Source organism: Streptomyces rapamycinicus NRRL 5491, assembly GCF_024298965.1.
Taxonomy (GTDB): Bacteria; Actinomycetota; Actinomycetes; order Streptomycetales; family Streptomycetaceae; genus Streptomyces; species Streptomyces rapamycinicus.
Genome location: NZ_CP085193.1, coordinates 4,256,591 through 4,276,572, shown reverse-complemented (window position 1 = coordinate 4,276,572; position 19,982 = coordinate 4,256,591). Strand labels below are relative to the sequence as shown.

The following is a 19,982-nucleotide window of genomic DNA, read 5'->3' as shown; positions in this document are numbered from 1 at the left end:
GAGACCGAGTGGAGGACGAGTCGTGACCGAGCGGCGGGCGAGCAGAGGCCGGGTAGTGGCCGCGCTCAGGCCGAACAGAGGGTGAGCGGAGAGTAAGGGAAATCATGAACGCAATCGCCGACGCCGGGCCTCGAATGTCCGGCACCCGCCAGTGGCACGGCTGGCGGGGCATCATCGAGGAGTACCGCGACCGCCTCCCGGTCAGCGGGACCACCCCCGTCGTCACCCTGCGCGAGGGCGGTACGCCGCTGGTTCCCGCGCAGGTGCTCTCCGAGCGCACCGGCTGCGAGGTCCACCTCAAGGTCGAGGGCGCCAACCCCACCGGGTCGTTCAAGGACCGCGGGATGACGATGGCCATCAGCGTGGCCAAGGAGGCCGGTGCCAAGGCCGTCATCTGCGCCTCCACCGGCAACACCTCGGCGTCGGCGGCGGCGTACGCCGTACGGGCCGGGATGGTCTGCGCGGTGCTGGTCCCGCAGGGGAAGATCGCGCTCGGCAAGATGGGCCAGGCCCTCGTCCACGGCGCGAAGATCCTCCAGGTCGACGGCAACTTCGACGACTGTCTGACGCTGGCGCGCGGGCTGTCGGAGAAGTACCCGGTGGCGCTGGTCAATTCGGTCAACCCGGCCCGGATCGAGGGACAGAAGACCGCCGCCTTCGAGATCGTGGACATGCTCGGGGACGCGCCCGACATCCATGTGCTGCCGGTCGGCAACGCGGGCAACATCACGGCCTACTGGAAGGGCTACACGGAGTACGCGGCGCCGTTCGCCGACAGCGGGCCGCACGCCTCCCGTACGCCCCGGATGTGGGGCTTCCAGGCGTCCGGCGCGGCGCCGATCGTGCGTGGTGAGCCGGTCAAGGAGCCGAGCACCATCGCCACCGCCATCCGCATCGGCAACCCCGCCTCGTGGACCTTCGCCGAGCAGGCGCGCGACGAGTCCGGCGGCCTCATCGACGAGGTGACCGACCGTCAGATCCTCGCCGCCTACCGGCTGCTCGCCGCACAGGAGGGCGTTTTCGTCGAGCCCGCCTCCGCGGCGAGCGTGGCGGGTCTGCTGAAGGCCGCCGAACAGGGGCTGGTCGACCCGGGCCAGCGCATCGTCTGCACGGTGACCGGGAACGGGCTCAAGGACCCGGACTGGGCGGTGGCGGGTGCGCCGCAGCCGGTCGTGGTCCCGGTCGACGCGGACGCCGCGGCCGTACGGCTCGGGCTGGCCTGACCCCGCGCGACGCGACCCGGAGCGGGCCGGTCCGATAAGGCACGGTGTGCCTCGGGCCGGGCCGGTCCGATACGGCGCGCCCCGGTACGGCACGGTGTGCCTCGGGCCGGGCCGGTCCGATACGGGGCGACCCGGCTCTGACCAGGGCCGGAACCTGGTGCGATGGGGTTTTCGGCGGGCCGTCGGGCGCGGCTCGCCGGGCCCCTCCGGGCCCCATGCAGACCCCGGCCCACCAGGCCCCTCCGTGCCCACGCCGACCCGGCTCGCCGGGCCTCTCCAGGCCCTTGTGGACCCCGGCTCGCCGGGCCCTTCCGCGCTCATGTCGACCCCCGCCCGCCGGGCCCCCTCCGTGGCTTTTCTAAAGATCCACTCAAGTGGTGGCAGAGCAGCGCGAGGGCGCGCGGAGGGCTCCAGTAGAGTGGTCGCGGGCGATGGCAGGGAGCGCGACACGCATCGTGCGCCTCCCGTGCGCCCTATGTCGCCACAGAACCTTCCTTCGATAGGCTGTACTGAATCCGCCCCGACGCAGAGCACTCGCCTCTGCGCGGCGTCGCCGTACTTGTCACGGCCCTCGCGGTGTTCCGTACCTCTTCGAGCAATCGCACGTAACCACAAGGAGAGTCATCGAGCGATGGCCGGTCCAGCGTTCCGCGCCGCCGCCGTCCGAGTGCGCGTCCCCGCCTCGAGCGCCAATCTCGGTCCTGGCTTCGACGCCCTCGGCCTGGCCCTGGGCCTCTACGACGACGTGGTGGTCCGGGTGGCCGACTCCGGTCTTCACGTCGACATCGCCGGTGAGGGCGCGGAGTCGCTCCCGCGTGACGAGAACCATCTGCTCGTACGCTCCCTGCGCACCGCCTTCGACCTGCTGGGCGGACAGCCCCGCGGCCTGGAGCTGGTCTGCGCCAACCGCATTCCGCACGGCCGGGGCCTGGGCTCCTCCTCCGCCGCCATCTGCGCCGGGATCGTCGCCGCCCGCGCGGTGACCATAGGCGGCGCCGAGCGGCTCGACGACGCGGCGATGCTGGAGCTGGCCACCGAGATCGAGGGCCATCCCGACAATGTCGCGGCCTGTCTGCTCGGCGGCTTCACCCTGGCCTGGACGGACGCGGGATCCGCCCGGGCGATCAGGATGGACCCTGCGGATTCCATCGTTCCGGTGGTCTTCGTCCCTGGTCGGCCGGTGCTCACCGAGACCGCCCGCGGCCTGCTGCCGCGCACCGTCCCGCATGTGGACGCCGCGGTCAACGCTGGCCGGGCCGCACTGCTCGTCGAGGCCCTGACCAGGCGTCCCGAGCTGCTGCTGGCCGCGACGGAGGACCGACTGCACCAGGAATACCGTGCTCCGGCGATGCCCGAGAGCGTGAGCCTGGTGAACCGACTGCGGGCGGACGGCGTCCCCGCGGTCATCTCCGGCGCGGGCCCCACGGTGCTCGCGCTGGTCGAGGACGGTGCGGCCGACAAGGTCGCACGACTGGCGGGCGAGGGGTGGGCGGCCAACCGGCTGGCTCTCGACGCCGGGGGGGCGAGCGTCCTGCCGCTCACCTGACACCGCGCTCCGGGGCGCCCCGGAGCCGGGAAAACTTGATAGCCGGTCTTGGAGAGGGGGAATGTTTGTTGGATCCGGTAGTGTTAACCTCAAGTCTGCACTCGACGCCTCTTGGATGTACTCGGAGGCGAGGTGCTCAGTGTCCCCATCAGGGACCACCCTTCTTCCGGGAGCCTCCCACACTGCCTGAGCAGCCTGCCTGAGCAGTATCGAGCACGCTCCGGAATCGGCGTGGCGGATTCTCGTGAATCCTCCGCCGCGTCGGAACCATGAACTGATCTCTCCGCCGTACCCGGCGGACCACCGCCCCGGCCCGGTCCGTAACGGAAGGACCACAGCCGGACAGCACAACCGGTCGCCGAGCCAGACAGGCCGACGCCCGCTCCAGGGAAGGACCCTTCGTGAGCGACACCACCGATCTGATGGGCGTGAACGCCTCCGGCACCTCCGACAGCGGTGTCGGCAACAACGCGCCCGCCACGGACGCTTCCGCGCCCGCCAACGGTGCTGCCACTGGCGCTGCCCCGCGGCGACGCCGCTCGGGCACCGGCCTCGACGCCATGGTCCTGGCCGAGCTTCAGCAGCTCGCCTCGAGCCTTGGCATCAAGGGCACCGCGCGGATGCGCAAAGGCCAGCTGATCGAGGTCATCAAGGAAAAGCAGGCCGCGGGCTCCGGCTCCGCCCAGGGCTCCGAGAGCACTCCGTCCGACGCGGAGGGGGTGACCAAGCCGAAGCGCCGCACCACCTCCCGGGCCCGTACGGGCGACGACGCGGAGGAGAAGACCGGCGCCAAGTCCTCGAAGTCCGCCGGGAAGGCGGAGAAGGCCGACAAGGCCGACGCCGAGGAGAAGGCCGCCGGGCAGGCGCAGATCGAGATCCCCGGCCAGCCCGGTGAGCCCGCCGGCGATGAGCAGCCGGCCGGTGAGCGCCGCCGCCGCCGGGCCACCGCGCCCGCCACCACCCCCGACTCCGGGGGCACGGCCACCGCTGTCGAGACCAAGACGGAGGCGCGCAGCGACGCCTCCGCGAAGACCGAGGCCAGGACCGAGCCCAAGGGCGACGGGAAGGCCGAGGCCGCCGCCGACACCGCCGAGGGCAAGGGAGCCAGGGGCGGTGACCGCCAGGAGCGCGGTCAGAAGGGCGACCGCCGGGACCGCCAGCGCGACCGCGGTGACCGTGGCGACCGCGGCGACCGTGGCGACCGCCGCGGCAAGGGCGAGGACGGCCAGCAGGGCGGCGGCCGTCAGCAGCGCGACGGGCGCGGCCAGAGCCAGCAGCGCGCCGATGAGAGCGACGACGACTTCGATGGCGGGCGCCGCGGGCGCCGTGGCCGCTACCGCGACCGCCGTGGCCGCCGTGGCCGCGACGACTTCGGCAATGAGCCGCAGGTGTCCGACGACGATGTGCTGATCCCCGTCGCGGGCATCCTCGACATCCTCGACAACTACGCGTTCATCCGGACCTCCGGCTACCTGCCGGGCCCGAACGACGTGTACGTCTCGCTCGCCCAGGTGCGCAAGAACGGTCTGCGCAAGGGCGACCACGTCACCGGCGCGGTCCGTCAGCCGCGCGAGGGCGAGCGCCGCGAGAAGTTCAACGCGCTGGTGCGGCTGGACTCGGTGAACGGCATGGCACCCGAAACCGGGCGCGGGCGGCCGGAGTTCGGCAAGCTGACGCCGCTTTACCCGCAGGACCGGCTGCGTCTGGAGACCGAGGCGGGCGGGCTGACGACCCGGATCATCGACCTGGTCGCGCCGATCGGCAAGGGCCAGCGCGGTCTGATCGTGGCCCCGCCGAAGACCGGTAAGACCATGATCATGCAGGCGATCGCCAACGCGATCACCCGCAACAGTCCCGAGTGCCATCTGATGGTCGTCCTCGTCGACGAGCGGCCGGAAGAGGTCACCGACATGCAGCGGTCGGTCAAGGGCGAGGTCATCTCCTCGACCTTCGACCGCCCGGCCGAGGACCACACCACCGTCGCGGAGCTGGCGATCGAGCGGGCCAAGCGCCTGGTCGAGCTGGGCCATGACGTGGTCGTCCTGCTGGACTCGATCACCCGCCTGGGCCGTGCGTACAACCTGGCGGCGCCCGCCTCCGGCCGCATCCTGTCCGGTGGTGTCGACTCGACCGCGCTCTACCCGCCGAAGAAGTTCTTCGGTGCCGCGCGCAACATCGAGGACGGCGGCTCGCTGACCATCCTGGCCACCGCGCTGGTCGAGACCGGCTCGCGGATGGACGAGGTGATCTTCGAGGAGTTCAAGGGCACCGGCAACATGGAGCTCAAGCTCGACCGGAAGCTCGCCGACAAGCGCATCTTCCCCGCGGTGGACGTCGACCCGTCCAGCACCCGCAAGGAGGAGATCCTGCTGGCGCCGGAGGAGCTGAACATCGTCTGGAAGCTGCGCCGGGTGCTGCACGCGCTCGACTCCCAGCAGGCGATCGAGCTGCTGCTGGACAAGATGAAGCAGACGAAGTCGAACGCCGAGTTCCTGATGCAGATCGCCAAGACCACGCCCACTCCGGGCAACAACGGCGACTGACCGGACACCCGCCGGAACGCTCCGTAAGCGAGGCCCCCCGCACCGCGGGGGGCCTCGTTGCGTTCCATGAGACGTGAGCCACAGCCGAAGAGCGGGCCACGGACCGGTCCTGATCATGTTATCGCCCGCGAAAGTGCAGGTCAGAGCGGTAAGGCGGACGAAGGGGACGAACGGTGCGCCCGGCGGCCCGCGCGAAAACCAGCCATCGCAGATATGCAACCCTGGCGGACGGCCTTCCATCTGTCAGGTCGGAATATGGGGCCGGAACACAGGCTGACTCCACCGCGGAACGCGGCGCCACGCCTGACCGTGACGGCAGGGGGTACTCGGGCAGCGAAAGAGAACTGAGGAGCACATGGCCGAGGACAGCAGCAACGCACCGGTGAGCCCGGGCCGCCACCGCGCACGCGGTGCGACGGCGGGCCGCCGTCGCAAGCGGCCCAGTACGCGCCGTAGAGCCGTGCTCTACACGGTGTGGACGCTGGCCGCCGTGCTGGTGCTCGGCGGTGCCGGACTCGGCTACCTCTACTACAAGCTGAACGGCAACCTCACCGGCGTCGACGTCAACGCCGCCCTGGGCGCCAACCGCCCCGAGAACGTCGACAACGGCTCGATGGACATCCTCGTCCTCGGCTCCGACTCCCGGGCCGGCAAGAACGCCAAGTACGGCACGGACGAGGGCACCTCGCGCTCCGACACGGCGATGATCGTCCACGTCTACAAGGGCCACAAGAAGGCCAGCGTCATCAGCATCCCGCGCGACACCCTCATAGAGCGGCCGTCCTGCACCACGAAGGGCGGGCAGCGGACGCCCGCCGTGCAGGCGGCCATGTTCAACAGCGCCTACGAGGCCGGCGGTCCGGCCTGCACCATCAAGACCATCGAGTCCATGACGGGCATACGCATGGACCACTTCCTCGAAGTCGACTTCTCCGGCTTCAAGCAGCTGATAGACGACCTCGGCGGCGTCAACATCACCACCACCGCCCCGATCCACGACGCCAAGAGCCACCTCGACCTGGAGCCCGGCCCGCACACCCTGGACGGGGAGCAGTCGCTCGGCCTGGTGCGCACCCGGCACGGCGTGGGCGACGGCAGCGACCTCGGCCGGATCAAGCTCCAGCAGGCGTTCGTCAAGGCGCTGCTGGACCAGGTCAAGCACGTCGACCTGTTCGGCAACCCGAAGAAGCTCTACGACCTCGCGGACACCTCCACCAAGGCCCTCACCACCGACTCCGAGCTGGCCTCGGTGAGCAAGCTGAAGGGCTTCGCCGAATCCCTGAAGGGCATCGGCTCGGGCAACATGAAGATGACCACGCTGCCCGTCGAGTACGACCCGCAGAACCCGGCCCGGGTGCTGCCCATGGAGCGCAAGGCCAAGCTGATATGGACCGCGCTCCGCCACGACCGGCCGGTCCCCGCCTCCGCCACCAAGGGTTCCGCGGGCGACGCCACCAGCGCGGGCAAGGTCGTCAAATAGGTCGTCCGAGGGCGTTCCACAGCCTCATGGGCGGGCCGGGAATATCCGGGCCCGCCCCCCGGTTTTGGGGGATGCGGCCAGTACTGGCAAACTGGATCGTCGGTCCCGGTTCACGACAGGCAACCCGCCCGTCGACCCGGTGCCCTCCCGAACCTAGGAGATTCCCTTGAAGCGCGAGATCCACCCGGAGTACGTCGAGACGCAGGTCAGCTGCACCTGTGGCGCGTCCTTCACCACCCGTAGCACCGTGAGCGGCGGCGCCATCCGCGCCGACATCTGCTCCGAGTGCCACCCGTTCTACACGGGCAAGCAGAAGATCCTCGACACCGGTGGCCGTGTGGCGCGGTTCGAGGCCCGCTTCGGCAAGAACGCCGGGTCCGCCAAGAAGTAGCGACCCGCACGGCGCCGGTCTTCGGTCGCCCCTTCCCTGGGGCGACCGGACCGGCGTTTTGTCGTCACCGGCCCTCCGGCACTTTCCGCAAGCCAACGCCACCACGCAGACCACTCAGGGAGCCCTCCGATGTTCGAGGCGGTCGAGGAACTCATCGGCGAACACGCCGACCTCGAGAAGCGGCTCGCCGACCCCGCGGTCCACGCCGACCAGCGGGAGGCGCGGCGGCTCAACAAGCGCTACGCCGAGCTGACCCCGGTGATCACCGCCTATCGCGCCTGGAAGCAGGCCGGGGACGACATCGGGACCGCCCGCGAGCTGGCCCGGGACGACCCCGACTTCGTGGACGAGGTCAAGGAGCTGGAGCAGAGCCGCGAGCAGCTCACCGACCGGCTGCGGCTGCTGCTCGTCCCCCGCGACCCGAGCGACGACAAGGACGTCATCCTGGAGGTCAAGGCCGGGGAGGGCGGCGAGGAGTCCGCGCTGTTCGCCGGCGACCTGCTGCGGATGTATCTGCGGTACGCCGAGCGGATCGGCTGGAAGACCGAGATCATCGACGCCAATGAGTCCGACCTCGGCGGCTACAAGGACGTCCAGGTCGCGGTCAAGGCCAGGGGCGCCATCGAGCCCGGCCAGGGCGTCTGGGCCCGGCTGAAGTACGAGGGCGGGGTGCACCGGGTGCAGCGGGTGCCCGCCACCGAGTCCCAGGGCCGTATCCACACCTCCGCGGCCGGTGTGCTGGTCACGCCCGAGGCCGAGGAGGTCGAGGTCGAGATCGGCCCCAACGATCTGCGGATCGACGTCTACCGCTCCTCCGGACCCGGCGGCCAGTCGGTCAACACCACCGACTCCGCGGTGCGCATCACCCACCTGCCCACCGGCATCGTCGTCTCCTGCCAGAACGAGAAGAGCCAGCTCCAGAACAAGGAGCAGGCGCTGCGCATCCTGCGCTCGCGGCTGCTGGCCGCGGCCCAGGAGGAGGCCGAGCGGGAGGCGTCGGACGCGCGGCGCAGCCAGGTCCGCACCGTCGACCGGTCCGAGCGCATCCGTACGTACAACTTCCCGGAAAACCGGATCTCGGACCATCGTGTCGGTTTCAAGGCGTACAACTTGGACCAGGTGCTCGACGGTGAACTCGATCCGGTCATCCAGGCGTGCGTCGACGCCGACGCGGCCGCCAAGTTGGCGGCGGCGGGCTGAGCCACCCACTGATCAACGCTTCGTGCCCTTGTCCGGACCGGCTGGAGGAATTCAGTGAACGTGCTGCTCGCCGAGGTGGCGCAGGCCACTCAGCGGCTGGCCGACGCGGGCGTGCCCTCACCGCGCTTCGACGCGGAGGAGCTCGCCGCCTTTGTGCACAGCGTCAAGCGGGGAGAGCTGCACGGCGTGCCCGACGCCGACTTCGACGCCCGCTACTGGGAGGCGGTCGCCCGCCGCGAGGCCCGCGAGCCCCTTCAGCACATCACCGGCCGCGCCTTCTTCCGCTATCTGGAACTCCAGGTGGGGCCGGGGGTCTTCGTGCCCCGGCCGGAGACCGAGTCGGTGGTCGGCTGGGCGATAGACGCGGTGCGCGCCATGGACGTCGTCGAACCGCTCATCGTCGATCTGTGCTCCGGTTCCGGGGCCATCGCGCTCGCGCTCGCCCAGGAGGTGCCGCGCTCCCGGGTGCACGCCGTGGAGCTGGACGAGGGCGCCCTGCGCTGGGCCCGCAAGAACGTCGAGGGGTCCCGCGTCGTTCTCCATCACGCGGACGCGTTGACGGCCCTGCCCGAGCTCGACGGTCAGGTGGACCTCGTCATCAGCAACCCGCCGTACATCCCGCTGACCGAGTGGGAGTACGTGGCGCCGGAGGCCCGCGATCACGACCCCCAGCTCGCGCTCTTCTCCGGTGAGGACGGGCTCGACGTCATCCGTGGCCTGGAGCGCACCGCCCACCGGCTGCTGCGCCCCGGGGGCGTGGTGGTCATCGAGCACGCAGACACCCAGGGCGGCCAGGTGCCGTGGATCTTCACCGAGGAGCGTGGCTGGGCGGACGCCGCCGACCACCCCGACCTGAACAACCGGCCCCGGTTCGCCACCGCGCGGAAGGCCATGCCGTGACGGCGGCACCGCACCACACATTGGCCACGTACGAGGAGGTCCGTTAATGGCACGGCGATACGACTGCGGGGACGCCACCGACCGCAAGACCGGCCTGCGCGAGGCCGCCTCCGCCGTCCGCCGCGGCGAACTGGTCGTGCTGCCCACCGACACCGTCTACGGGATCGGCGCGGACGCCTTCAACGCCGAGGCGGTCGGCGATCTGCTCGAGGCCAAGGGTCGCGGCCGCAACATGCCCACACCGGTGCTGGTCGGCTCGCCGAACACCCTGCACGGACTGGTCACCGACTTCTCCGAGATGGCCTGGGAGCTGGTGGACGCCTTCTGGCCCGGCGCGCTCACCCTCGTCGCCCGCCACCAGCCGTCGCTCACCTGGGACCTGGGGGAGACCCGGGGCACGGTGGCGGTCCGGATGCCGCTGCACCCGGTGGCGATCGAGCTGCTGACGGACTTCGGCCCGATGGCGGTCTCCAGCGCCAACCTGACCGGACACCCCTCCCCGCAGGACTGCGACGCCGCCCAGGACATGCTGGGGGACTCCGTCTCGGTGTACCTCGACGGCGGGCCGACCCCGGCCGCCGTGCCCTCCTCGATCGTCGACGTGACCGGCAAGGTGCCGGTGCTGCTCCGGGCGGGCGCGCTCACCGCCGAGCAGCTCCGGGAGGTCGTACCCGACCTCGAGGTGGCCAATTGACAGCCCCTGAGGGGCGTGGCATAGCGGAACACCGTGAGAAGAACGCCGAGGCCACCTTCCGCATCCTCCACGTCAGCACCGGCAATGTGTGCCGCTCGCCGATCACCGAGCGGCTGACCCGGCATGCGCTCGCCCACCGTCTCGGAAGCGTCCGCACCCGCGGTCTGATCGTGGAGTCCGCCGGCACCTGGGGCCATGAGGGCGCGCCCATGGAGGCGCACGCCGCGACGGTCCTGACCGACTTCGGGGCCGACCCGGCGGGCTTCCTCGGCCGTGAGCTGCTGGACGAGCACGTCATCCGCGCCGACCTGGTGCTGACCGCCACCCGCGACCACCGGGCACAGGTGATCTCGATGGGGCACTCGGCGGGGCTGCGCACCTTCACGCTCAAGGAGTTCACCCGGCTGGTGCGGGCCATAGACCCCGCGACGCTGCCCGACCCGGAGGAGGCGGGCGGTGTGGTGGAGCGCGCCCGCGCCCTGGTGCAGGCGGCGGCCGCGCTGCGCGGCTGGCTGCTGGCGCCCAACGAGGAGGCGGACGAGGTGCACGATCCGTACGGGGCGCCGATCACCTTCTTCCGCTCCATCGGGGACGAGATCCACCAGGCCCTGGACCCGGTCGTCACGGCGCTGACGGGCGTTCCCGCCCCCGCGTAGGCCCCAGGGGCGTCCGACGGGTTGTGGCGCCTGCGGCGAGGCTGTTCCCCGCCCCGCCCCTTCCCTCAACTGGGGCTCCGCCCCAGACCCCGCTCCTCAATCGCCGGAGGGGCTGAATGGTGCGGCTCCGCCCCAGACCCCGCTCCTCAATCGCCGGAGGGGCTGAATGGTGGCGCTTCGCCCCAGACCCCGCTCCTCAATCTCCCCCAGCTACCGCTGGGAGGTGCCCCCTGGAGGGGCTGAATGGTGCGGCTTCGCCCCAGACTCCGGGGTCCAGGGGCGAAGCCCCTGGTAGCGGGAAGGGGCGGGGAGGGGAAAGATCCAGGGGGCCGGCACGGGCCGCACGGCGCGCCGTGCGGCGTCGCGAGGCCTACATTGGGGGTGACCACGTAAGCGGCGATCCGCTGTCCCTCCGAAGGCTGTGAGCACGCCATGGCCGTCACCCCCTGGGGCCCCGATTTCGCGAGCCTCGCCCGCCAGGACCCGGAGCTGGCGGGAATCATCCTGAGCGAGATCGACCGTGTCTCCGGCGGACTCCAGCTGATCGCGGCCGAGAACTACACCTCGCCGGCCGTGCTGGCGGCGCTCGCCTCACCCCTGGCCAACAAGTACGCCGAGGGTTATCCCGGCGCCCGCCACCACGGCGGCTGCGAGATCGTGGACATCGCCGAGCGGGTGGCCCAGGACCGGGCGAAGGCGCTGTTCGGCGCCGAGCACGCCAATGTGCAGCCGCATTCGGGGTCCTCCGCGGTGCTGGCCGCCTACGCCGCGCTGCTGCGGCCCGGGGACACGGTGCTGGCGATGGCGCTGCCGCACGGCGGCCATCTCACCCATGGCTCGCCCGCCAATTTCTCCGGCCGCTGGTTCGACTTCATCGGCTACGGCGTCGATCCGGCGACCGGGCTGATCGACTACGAGCAGCTGCGCGGGCTCGCCCACGCCCATCGCCCGAAGGCGATCGTCTGCGGGTCGATCTCCTATCCCCGCCATCTGGACTACGCCGCCTTCCGCGCCGTCGCGGACGAGGTGGGTGCGTATCTCATCGCCGACGCCGCCCATTCGATCGGCCTGGTCGCGGGGAAGGCGGCGCCGTCCCCGGTGCCGTACGCGGACGTGGTGTGCGCAACGACACACAAGGTGCTGCGCGGGCCGCGCGGCGGAATGCTGCTGTGCGGGGCGGAGCTCGCCGAGCGGCTGGACCGGGCGGTGTTCCCGTTCACCCAGGGCGGGGCCCAGATGCACACCGTCGCGGCCAAGGCGGTGGCGTTCGGCGAGGCCGCGGCGCCCGCCTTCACCGCCTATGCGCGGCGGGTGGTGGCCAATGCCAGGGTGCTGGCGGACGCCCTGGTGGGGGAGGGTCTGGCAGTCGCCACGGGCGGCACCGACACCCATATGATCACCGCCGATCCGGCCCCGCTGGGCCTGGACGGACGCACCGCGAAGGGCCGCTGCGCGGCCGCCGGGATCGTCCTGGACACCTGCGCGCTGGCATCCGCCACCGATCCCCGGGGGTGCGTCAAGGGGCTGCGTCTTGGCACCGCCGCGGTGACCACCCAGGGAATGGGAGCTCCGGAAATGGAGCGCATAGCCAATCTCATGGGAACCGTGTTGCGGGACGAGGGCGTGGTACGGGAAAAGGTGGCGGATCTGGCCGGGAGATTTCCGCCCTATCCGGACGACGGCCGAATCATGCAACCATCCGAAGGTGTAGGACGTCTGTAAGTACGTTCACCGCGAGGCGCCGGACACGCATAGGGTGTGGGGCTGTGATGGCCAGCGATACCTCTGGGGCAGCCTGTGCGTGAATACCTGCTGACTCTGTGCGTCACGGCCGCGGTCACCTATCTGCTGACCGGGCCGGTGCGGAAATTCGCCATCGCGGCCGGTGCGATGCCCGAGATCCGCGCCCGTGATGTGCACCGTGAGCCCACGCCACGGCTCGGTGGCATCGCCATGTTCGGCGGGCTGTGCGCGGGGCTGCTGGTCGCCGCCCACCTGACCAACCTCAAGGACGTGTTCGAGGTCTCCAACGAGCCACGGGCGCTGCTGTCCGGCGCCGGGCTGATCTGGCTGCTCGGGGTGCTGGACGACAAGTGGGGCGTGGACGCGCTGATCAAGCTGGGCGGCCAGATGATCGCCGCCGGTGTGATGGTGCTCCAGGGTCTGACCATCCTGTGGCTTCCGGTGCCCGGTGTGGGACCGGTCTCGCTGACGCCCTGGCAGGGCACGCTGCTCACCGTCGCGCTGGTCGTCATCACCATCAACGCGGTCAACTTCGTTGACGGTCTTGATGGTTTGGCGTCCGGGATGGTGTGCATCGCCGCCGCGGCGTTCTTCATGTACGCGTACCGCATCTGGTACGGCTACGGCCTGGAGGCGGCCGCGCCCGCCACCCTGTTCGCCGCCGTCCTCATGGGGATGTGCCTGGGCTTCCTGCCGCACAACGCCCACCCCGCGCGGATCTTCATGGGCGACTCGGGCTCGATGCTGATCGGGCTGGTGCTGGCGGCGGGCGCCATCTCCATCACCGGCCAGGTGGACCCGGACGCGATGAAGCTGTTCGAGGGGTCGGAGCAGGCCGCGGTGCACGCCACCGTCCCGGTCTACATCCCGCTGCTGCTCCCGCTGACCGTCATCGCGGTGCCCTTCGCCGACCTGGTGCTGGCGATCGTCCGGCGCACCTGGCGGGGCCAGTCGCCGTTCGCCGCCGACCGCGGCCATCTGCACCACCGGCTGCTGGAGATCGGTCATTCGCACAGCCGGGCCGTCCTGATCATGTACTTCTGGTCGGCGCTGATCGCCTTCGGCGCCGTGGCGTACTCGGTGAACTCGGCCGGTGTGTGGTTCGTGCTGGCGATCGTGGCGCTGAGCGGGGTCGGTCTGGTGCTGTTGCTGCTGCCGCGGTTCACCCCGCGCGTTCCGGGCTGGGCGGAGGCGTTCGTTCCGCCGCGCTACCGCCGCGCCAACCGGATCGCCAGGGCCGAGCGGGGCGCCGAGGCGCCCGCCGAGCCCGTGGCGGCCACGGCCGGTGCCGGGTCCGCCGCCTCGGAGCCGGGCCCGGCCGAGCCCGAGCCGGTGGGCTCCGGGCGACACGGCGGCGCGAGCAATGGCGCGAGCGGCGGGGCGAACGGTGTGAACGGCGCCACCGCGATCGGCGACCGGTCGCGCTTCACCCACCGCCGGCGCATCGGAACACCCCAGTAATCTCCCCAGTCATCGCCGCGATGTCCCCAGTCATCGCCCCGGTCAAAGGGTCCTGCGAGAGCGGTGAAGATCACAGGGCGGCGTCAGCACGGTACACACCGCATAACTCTCCCGTGTGACGTGCAGCACACCCGGCGGGTAAAGACCTCATCAAATAGTTTGTGATACCGTTCACTAAACCCGGTGCTTAGACCCGAGGGGCCGTAGGGCGACGGCTCTTCCTCGTGAGGTCCTCTCTGTCCCCGGGGATACGCTCGTCCACGACGAATCGTTGCTTCCGACACTTGCCGGAGAAACCCTTCATGCAGTCCAACGACGCCAGAACGCTCCTGAGTTGCGCCGTGCCCACAGCCATCGCCGGTGTGGTCGCCGTCGCCGTCGGTTCTGTGCTCGCAGGCGGCAAGGGAGCGATCGGCGCGGGCTTTGGCACATTCGTCGCCGTGGTGGTGATGGCTTCCGGGCTGATCGTGCTGGAGCGCACGGCGAAGCACCTGCCCCATCTCTTCCAGGCCATGGGCATGGTCCTCTTCATGACCGAGTTCCTGCTGGTGGCGGTCGTGCTCGCGGTGTTCCAGGACACCACGCTGTTCAACGTCAAGGCTTTCGCCCTCGCACTGCTCGCCGCGACCCTGGTGTGGGTCGGCGCACAGACCCGTGCACACATGAAGGCCAAGATCCTCTATGTGGAGCCGGAAGCCGAGGACGAACGCAAGCCCGGGGGGGCGAAGAAGTCCGCTCCCGCCGGGTCCACGCCGTGAGAAGTAGGGCCGGGATAAGAGCATGTGCGCTCACCTGCTATCGTCCGGTGCCATCTGAGGCACAGCGGGCGCAGGTAGCTGAACCCCCGGAATCCACGGGATGGAATCGGCGGCCCATGCAGCTGATGCCCGACATACCACTCGGCCACGCGCCGATCAGCCGCCCCCACATTCGTAAGACCAGTCCAGTGCCGTTCCGTGGCCGCGTGCCGCGCCGACACAACGAGGTTGCCGTACCCATGCGCCACGCTGAAGGAGCTCGCGGTGAGTTCTGACCAGACGCTCGCCTTCGAGACGAACTGCCACATCTTCGACGGGTGCGGCTTCCCGGCACCCGGACTCCATTCGTTCAAGTTCGAGCCGCTGTTCTCGGTCGGCGGATTCGACTTCAACAAGCCCATGCTGCTCGCGCTGCTGGGCACCGTCGCCATTGTCTGGTTCTTCTGGGCCGCGTTCGGCCGGGCCAAGGTGGTCCCCGGAAAGCTGCAGATGGTCGGCGAGGCCGGATACGACTTCGTACGCCGAGGGCTGGTCTACGAGGCCCTCGGGAAGAAGGAGGGGGAGAAGTACGTCCCCCTCATGGTCTCGCTGTTCTTCTTCGTGTGGATCATGAACCTGTGGTCGGTCATCCCGATCGCCCAGTTCCCGGTGACGTCGATCATCGCCTTCCCGGCCGGTCTCGCCGCCATCGTCTACGTCCTCTGGATGTACCTGACCTTCAAGAAGCACGGCTTCGTCGGCGGCTGGAAGAACATCACCGGCTACGACAAGGAGCTCGGCGCGATCCTGCCGATGATCGTCGTGATCGAGTTCTTCTCGAACGTGATCATCCGGCCCTTCACCCACGCGGTCCGGCTCTTCGCCAACATGTTCGCCGGCCACCTGCTGCTGCTGATGTTCACCATCGGCTCCTGGTACCTGCTGAACGGCATCGGGATCGCCTACGCGGGCGCGTCCTTCGTGATGACGATTCTGCTGACCGCCTTCGAGCTCTTCATCCAGGCTGTCCAGGCGTACGTCTTCGTGCTCTTGGCCTGCAACTACGTTCAGGGCGCGCTCGCCGAGCACCACTGAGCACACCTGCCTCCCAGACCATCAGACGTCCGGTGGCCAACCCCCACCGGCCCATGAAACGCAAAGGAAGAACCGGCATGTCCGCTCTCCAGACCCTCGCCGCCGACGGCGTCACCGGCAACCTCGGCTCGATCGGTTACGGTCTCGCCGCCATCGGCCCCGGCGTCGGCGTCGGCATCATCTTCGGTAACGGCACCCAGGCCCTGGCCCGTCAGCCCGAGGCGGCCGGCCTGATCCGCGCCAACCAGATCATGGGCTTCGCCTTCTGTGAGGCGCTCGCGCTGATCGGTATCGTCATGGGCTTCCTTTTCAAGTCCTGAACGGACCGCTTTAACCACGACAGACGGAAGGCACTGATGTGAACGCCCTGGTACAGGTGGCGGCTGAGGAGAGTGAGAACCCCCTCATCCCGCCGATCCCGGAGCTGGTCATCGGCCTGATCGCCTTTGCCATCGTCTTCATCTTCCTCGCCAAGAAGCTCCTCCCGAACATCAACCGGGTTCTGGAGGAGCGCCGCGAGGCGATCGAGGGCGGCATGGAGAAGGCCGAGGCCACTCAGGCCGAAGCCCAGCAGGTCCTCGAGGACTACCGAGCCCAGCTCGCCGACGCCCGTCACGAGGCCGCGCGACTGCGCCAGGAGGCGCAGGAGCAGGGCGCCGCGCTCATCGCCGAGATGCGCGCGGAGGGCCAGCGGCAGCGTGAGGAGATCATCGCCGCCGGTCACTCGCAGATCGAGGCCGATCGCAAGCAGGCCGCTCAGACCCTGCGCCAGGACGTGGGCAGGCTCGCCACCGACCTGGCCGGCCGGATCGTCGGTGAGTCGCTCGAGGACGTGGCCCGGCAGAGCCGCACCATCGACCGGTTCCTCGACGAGCTCGAGGCGAAGACGACCGATGGCTCGAAGGCCGAGGCCGGCCGATGAACGGAGCGAGCCGGGAGGCACTGGCAGCCGCGCGCGAGCGCTTCGACGCACTGACGGACAACACCGCCGTCGACGCGACGAAGCTCGCCGATGAGCTGGCCGCCGTCACCGCGCTGCTCGACCGCGAGGTCTCGCTGCGCCGGGTCCTCACCGACCCGGCGCAGCCCGGCGAGGCCAAGGCCGAGCTGGCCGCGCGGGTGCTGGGCGGGCAGGTCGGCGGCGAGACCATCGACCTGGTCTCCGGCCTGGTCCGGGCCCGCTGGTCGCGCTCGCGCGACCTGGTGGACTCGCTCGAGGAGCTGGCCAGCGCCGCCGACCTGGTCGCGGCCGAGCGGGCCGGCGCCCTCGACGACGTGGAGGACGAGCTGTTCCGGTTCGGCCGGATCGTCTCCTCCTCGTCCGAGCTGCGCGGTGCGCTCACCGACCGGCGAGCGACCGTCTCCGCCAAGTCCGGGCTGGTCGGCGAGCTGCTCGGCGGCCGCGCCGACCAGCGGACCGAGCGGCTGGTGATCCGCATGGTGACCCATCCGCGGGGTCGTAGCCTGGAGGCGGGTCTCGACGAGCTGTCCAAGCTGGCGGCGGCGCGCCGGGACCGTACGGTCGCGGTCGTCACCTCCGCGGTGCCGCTCAGCGACCGGCAGAAGCAGCGGCTCGGTGACGCACTGGGGAAGCTGTACGGACGGAAGATGCACCTGAACCTCGATGTGGACCCCGAGGTCCTCGGCGGGATCTCGGTGCGCATCGGCGACGAGGTCATCAACGGGACCATCGCGGACCGCCTCGAAGAGGCGACCCGGCGGATGGCCGGCTGACACAGCCACCAACTCAACAAGCATGGTAAGCGGCCCGAGTTGGGCCGTAGTCAAACACTTCGGGCCCAACAAGGAGAGCAGGGAACCCAGATGGCGGAGCTCACGATCCGGCCGGAGGAGATCCGGGACGCACTGGAGAACTTTGTCCAGGCGTACAAGCCGGACGCGGCCTCGCGCGAGGAGGTCGGGACGGTCAGCGTTGCCGGCGACGGCATCGCGAAGGTCGAGGGTCTTCCCTCGGCCATGGCGAACGAACTGCTGAAGTTCGAGGACGGCACCCTCGGCCTCGCCCTCAACCTCGAGGAGCGCGAGATCGGTGCGGTCGTCCTCGGTGAGTTCAGCGGCATCGAGGAGGGTCAGCAGGTGCACCGCACCGGCGAGGTCCTCTCGGTCGCCGTCGGCGAGGGCTACCTCGGCCGCGTGGTCGACCCGCTGGGTGCCCCGATCGACGGCCTCGGCGAGATCGAGACCGAGGGCCGCCGCGCCCTCGAACTGCAGGCCCCCACGGTCATGGACCGCAAGTCGGTGCACGAGCCGATGGAGACCGGCTACAAGGCCGTCGACGCGATGACCCCGATCGGCCGTGGCCAGCGTCAGCTGATCATCGGCGACCGGCAGACCGGCAAGACCGCGCTGTGCGTCGACACGATCATCAACCAGCGTGACAACTGGCGCTCCGGCGACCCGAAGAAGCAGGTCCGCTGCATCTACGTCGCCATCGGCCAGAAGGGCTCCACCATCGCGTCCGTGCGCGGCGCGCTGGAGGAGGCCGGCGCCCTGGAGTACACGACGATCGTCGCCGCCCCGGCGTCCGACCCGGCGGGCTTCAAGTACCTGGCCCCCTACACCGGCTCGGCCATCGGCCAGCACTGGATGTACCAGGGCAAGCACGTTCTGATCGTCTTCGACGACCTGTCCAAGCAGGCCGACGCCTACCGTGCGGTGTCCCTGCTGCTGCGCCGCCCGCCGGGCCGTGAGGCCTACCCGGGCGACGTCTTCTACCTGCACTCCCGGCTGCTGGAGCGCTGCGCCAAGCTCTCCGACGACATGGGCTCCGGTTCGATGACCGGTCTGCCGATCGTCGAGACCAAGGCGAACGACGTGTCGGCGTTCATCCCGACCAACGTCATCTCCATCACCGACGGCCAGTGCTTCCTGGAGTCGGACCTGTTCAACGCCAACCAGCGGCCGGCCCTCAACGTCGGTATCTCGGTCTCCCGAGTCGGTGGTTCCGCGCAGCACAGGGCGATGCGCCAGGTCTCCGGCCGCCTCCGGGTGGACCTCGCCCAGTACCGTGAGCTGGAGGCGTTCGCCGCCTTCGGCTCGGACCTGGACGCGGCCTCGAAGGCGTCGCTGGAGCGCGGTGCGCGCATGGTCGAGCTGCTGAAGCAGGGCCAGTACGCCCCGTACTCCACCGAGGACGAGATCGTCTCCATCTGGTCCGGCACCAACGGCAAGATGGACGACGTGCCCGTAGCGGACGTCCGCCGCTTCGAGCGTGAGCTGCTGGACTACCTGCACCGTGAGCACAAGGGGCTGCTGACCAGCATCGTCGAGGGCGGCAAGATGTCCGACGACACGATCGCGGCGCTGGGCGAGGCCGTCGACAGCTTCAAGAAGCAGTTCGAGACCTCGGACGGCAAGCTGCTGGGCGAGGGCTGAGTATGGGTGCCCAGGCCAAGGTCTACAAGAGGCGGATCAAGTCCGTCTCCGCGACCAAGAAGATCACCAAGGCGATGGAGATGATCGCCGCCTCCCGCGTCGTCAAGGCGCAGCGCCGCGTGGCCGCGTCGACTCCGTACGCCACCGAGCTCACCCGAGCGGTGGGCGCGGTCGCCAAGGGCTCCACCACCCAGCACGCGCTGACCACGGAGAGCGAGAACCCGACCCGCGCCGCGGTGCTGCTCATCACGAGCGACCGGGGTCTGGCGGGCGGCTACTCCTCCAACGTGATCAAGGCGGCCGAGGAGCTCACCGAGCGGCTCACCCGTGAGGGCAAGGAGGTCGACGCGTACATCGTCGGCCGCAAGGGCGTGGCGTACTACTCCTTCCGTGAGCGCAAGGTCACGGAGTCGTGGGGTGGCTTCACCGACAACCCCACCTACGCGGACGCCAAGAAGATCGCGGGCCCGCTGATCGAGGCCGTCCTCAAGGACACGGCCGATGGCGGCGTGGACGAGCTGCACATCGTCTTCACCGAGTTCGTCTCGATGCTGACGCAGACCCCGGTCCAGGACCGGCTGCTGCCGCTCAGCCTCGAGGAAAAGGCGGAGGAGCAGGAGAAGAAGGGCGAGATCCTCCCGCTCTTCGACTTCGAGCCGTCCTCCGAGGACGTGCTGGACGCCCTGCTGCCCCGGTATGTCGAGGCCCGTATCTACAACGCCCTGCTCCAGGCCGCCGCCTCCAAGCACGCGGCGACCCGGCGGGCGATGAAGTCGGCGACCGACAATGCCGATGAACTCATCAAGTCGCTCACGCGGCTTGCCAACGCGGCCCGCCAGGCCGACATCACCCAGGAAATCAGCGAGATCGTCGGTGGCGCGAGCGCTCTGGCCGACGCCTCCGCGGGGAGTGACTGA

At 70.0% G+C, this 19,982-nt stretch carries 18 protein-coding genes; all 18 read left to right on the top strand.

The annotated features are described in order from the left end of the window. Positions 1-104: 104 nt before the first annotated feature. The 18 genes from thrC (at position 105) to LIV37_RS17230 (ending at position 19,982) form a co-directional block, all read left to right on the top strand. Positions 105-1,223, top strand: a complete 1,119-nt coding sequence (gene thrC / locus LIV37_RS17315; RefSeq protein WP_243146222.1) for a threonine synthase — start codon at positions 105-107, stop codon at positions 1,221-1,223. A 631-nt stretch (positions 1,224-1,854) separates the two neighbouring features. Continuing rightward, positions 1,855-2,769 (top strand): homoserine kinase, encoded by a 915-nt coding sequence (gene thrB / locus LIV37_RS17310; protein ID WP_020868419.1) that lies wholly within the window; start codon positions 1,855-1,857, stop codon positions 2,767-2,769. A 401-nt stretch (positions 2,770-3,170) separates the two neighbouring features. Then, positions 3,171-5,312: a transcription termination factor Rho gene (gene rho, locus LIV37_RS17305; RefSeq protein WP_020868418.1), complete on the top strand. Its 2,142-nt coding sequence runs from the start codon at positions 3,171-3,173 to the stop codon at positions 5,310-5,312. 355 nt (positions 5,313-5,667) lie between these two features. Further along, the gene (locus tag LIV37_RS17300; protein ID WP_020868417.1) at positions 5,668-6,792 is read left to right on the top strand and encodes an LCP family protein; all 1,125 of its coding nucleotides are present in this window, start codon (positions 5,668-5,670) and stop codon (positions 6,790-6,792) included. Between the two features lie 166 nt (positions 6,793-6,958). Continuing rightward, positions 6,959-7,183, top strand: a complete 225-nt coding sequence (rpmE, locus tag LIV37_RS17295) for a 50S ribosomal protein L31 (RefSeq protein ID WP_020868416.1) — start codon at positions 6,959-6,961, stop codon at positions 7,181-7,183. Between the two features lie 129 nt (positions 7,184-7,312). After that, complete coding sequence (prfA, locus tag LIV37_RS17290) at positions 7,313-8,383, top strand: peptide chain release factor 1 (RefSeq protein ID WP_020868415.1); 1,071 nt, start codon at positions 7,313-7,315, stop codon at positions 8,381-8,383. Positions 8,384-8,437: 54 nt separating this feature from the next. Next, the gene (prmC, locus tag LIV37_RS17285; RefSeq protein WP_020868414.1) at positions 8,438-9,283 is read left to right on the top strand and encodes a peptide chain release factor N(5)-glutamine methyltransferase; all 846 of its coding nucleotides are present in this window, start codon (positions 8,438-8,440) and stop codon (positions 9,281-9,283) included. A 46-nt stretch (positions 9,284-9,329) separates the two neighbouring features. Continuing rightward, positions 9,330-9,977 carry an L-threonylcarbamoyladenylate synthase gene (locus tag LIV37_RS17280; RefSeq protein ID WP_014054918.1) on the top strand — a complete coding sequence of 216 codons (648 nt, stop codon included), beginning with the start codon at positions 9,330-9,332 and terminating at the stop codon, positions 9,975-9,977. Then, entirely contained in the window at positions 9,974-10,633 is a 660-nt protein-coding gene (locus LIV37_RS17275; RefSeq protein ID WP_020868413.1) for an arsenate reductase/protein-tyrosine-phosphatase family protein, read from the top strand. The genes LIV37_RS17280 and LIV37_RS17275 overlap by 4 nt, the downstream gene beginning before the upstream one ends. Before the next feature lie 432 nt (positions 10,634-11,065). Then, entirely contained in the window at positions 11,066-12,355 is a 1,290-nt protein-coding gene (locus LIV37_RS17270) for a serine hydroxymethyltransferase (RefSeq protein ID WP_020868412.1), read from the top strand. A 75-nt stretch (positions 12,356-12,430) separates the two neighbouring features. Continuing rightward, entirely contained in the window at positions 12,431-13,837 is a 1,407-nt protein-coding gene (locus tag LIV37_RS17265; protein WP_020868411.1) for an MraY family glycosyltransferase, read from the top strand. 302 nt (positions 13,838-14,139) lie between these two features. After that, entirely contained in the window at positions 14,140-14,595 is a 456-nt protein-coding gene (locus LIV37_RS17260; protein ID WP_020868410.1) for a Cg1360 family ATP-synthase-associated protein, read from the top strand. Positions 14,596-14,859: 264 nt separating this feature from the next. Continuing rightward, complete coding sequence (gene atpB / locus LIV37_RS17255) at positions 14,860-15,669, top strand: F0F1 ATP synthase subunit A (protein WP_020868409.1); 810 nt, start codon at positions 14,860-14,862, stop codon at positions 15,667-15,669. A gap of 77 nt (positions 15,670-15,746) precedes the next feature. Then, the gene (gene atpE, locus LIV37_RS17250; protein WP_020868408.1) at positions 15,747-15,989 is read left to right on the top strand and encodes an ATP synthase F0 subunit C; all 243 of its coding nucleotides are present in this window, start codon (positions 15,747-15,749) and stop codon (positions 15,987-15,989) included. A gap of 38 nt (positions 15,990-16,027) precedes the next feature. Continuing rightward, positions 16,028-16,591: a F0F1 ATP synthase subunit B gene (locus tag LIV37_RS17245; RefSeq protein ID WP_020868407.1), complete on the top strand. Its 564-nt coding sequence runs from the start codon at positions 16,028-16,030 to the stop codon at positions 16,589-16,591. Beyond that, positions 16,588-17,403: a F0F1 ATP synthase subunit delta gene (locus tag LIV37_RS17240; RefSeq protein WP_020868406.1), complete on the top strand. Its 816-nt coding sequence runs from the start codon at positions 16,588-16,590 to the stop codon at positions 17,401-17,403. The genes LIV37_RS17245 and LIV37_RS17240 overlap by 4 nt, the downstream gene beginning before the upstream one ends. A 90-nt stretch (positions 17,404-17,493) precedes the next feature. Further along, positions 17,494-19,065, top strand: coding sequence for a F0F1 ATP synthase subunit alpha (atpA, locus tag LIV37_RS17235; RefSeq protein ID WP_020868405.1), 1,572 nt, complete (start codon positions 17,494-17,496; stop codon positions 19,063-19,065). Between the two features lie 2 nt (positions 19,066-19,067). Further along, positions 19,068-19,982, top strand: a complete 915-nt coding sequence (locus LIV37_RS17230; protein ID WP_020868404.1) for a F0F1 ATP synthase subunit gamma — start codon at positions 19,068-19,070, stop codon at positions 19,980-19,982.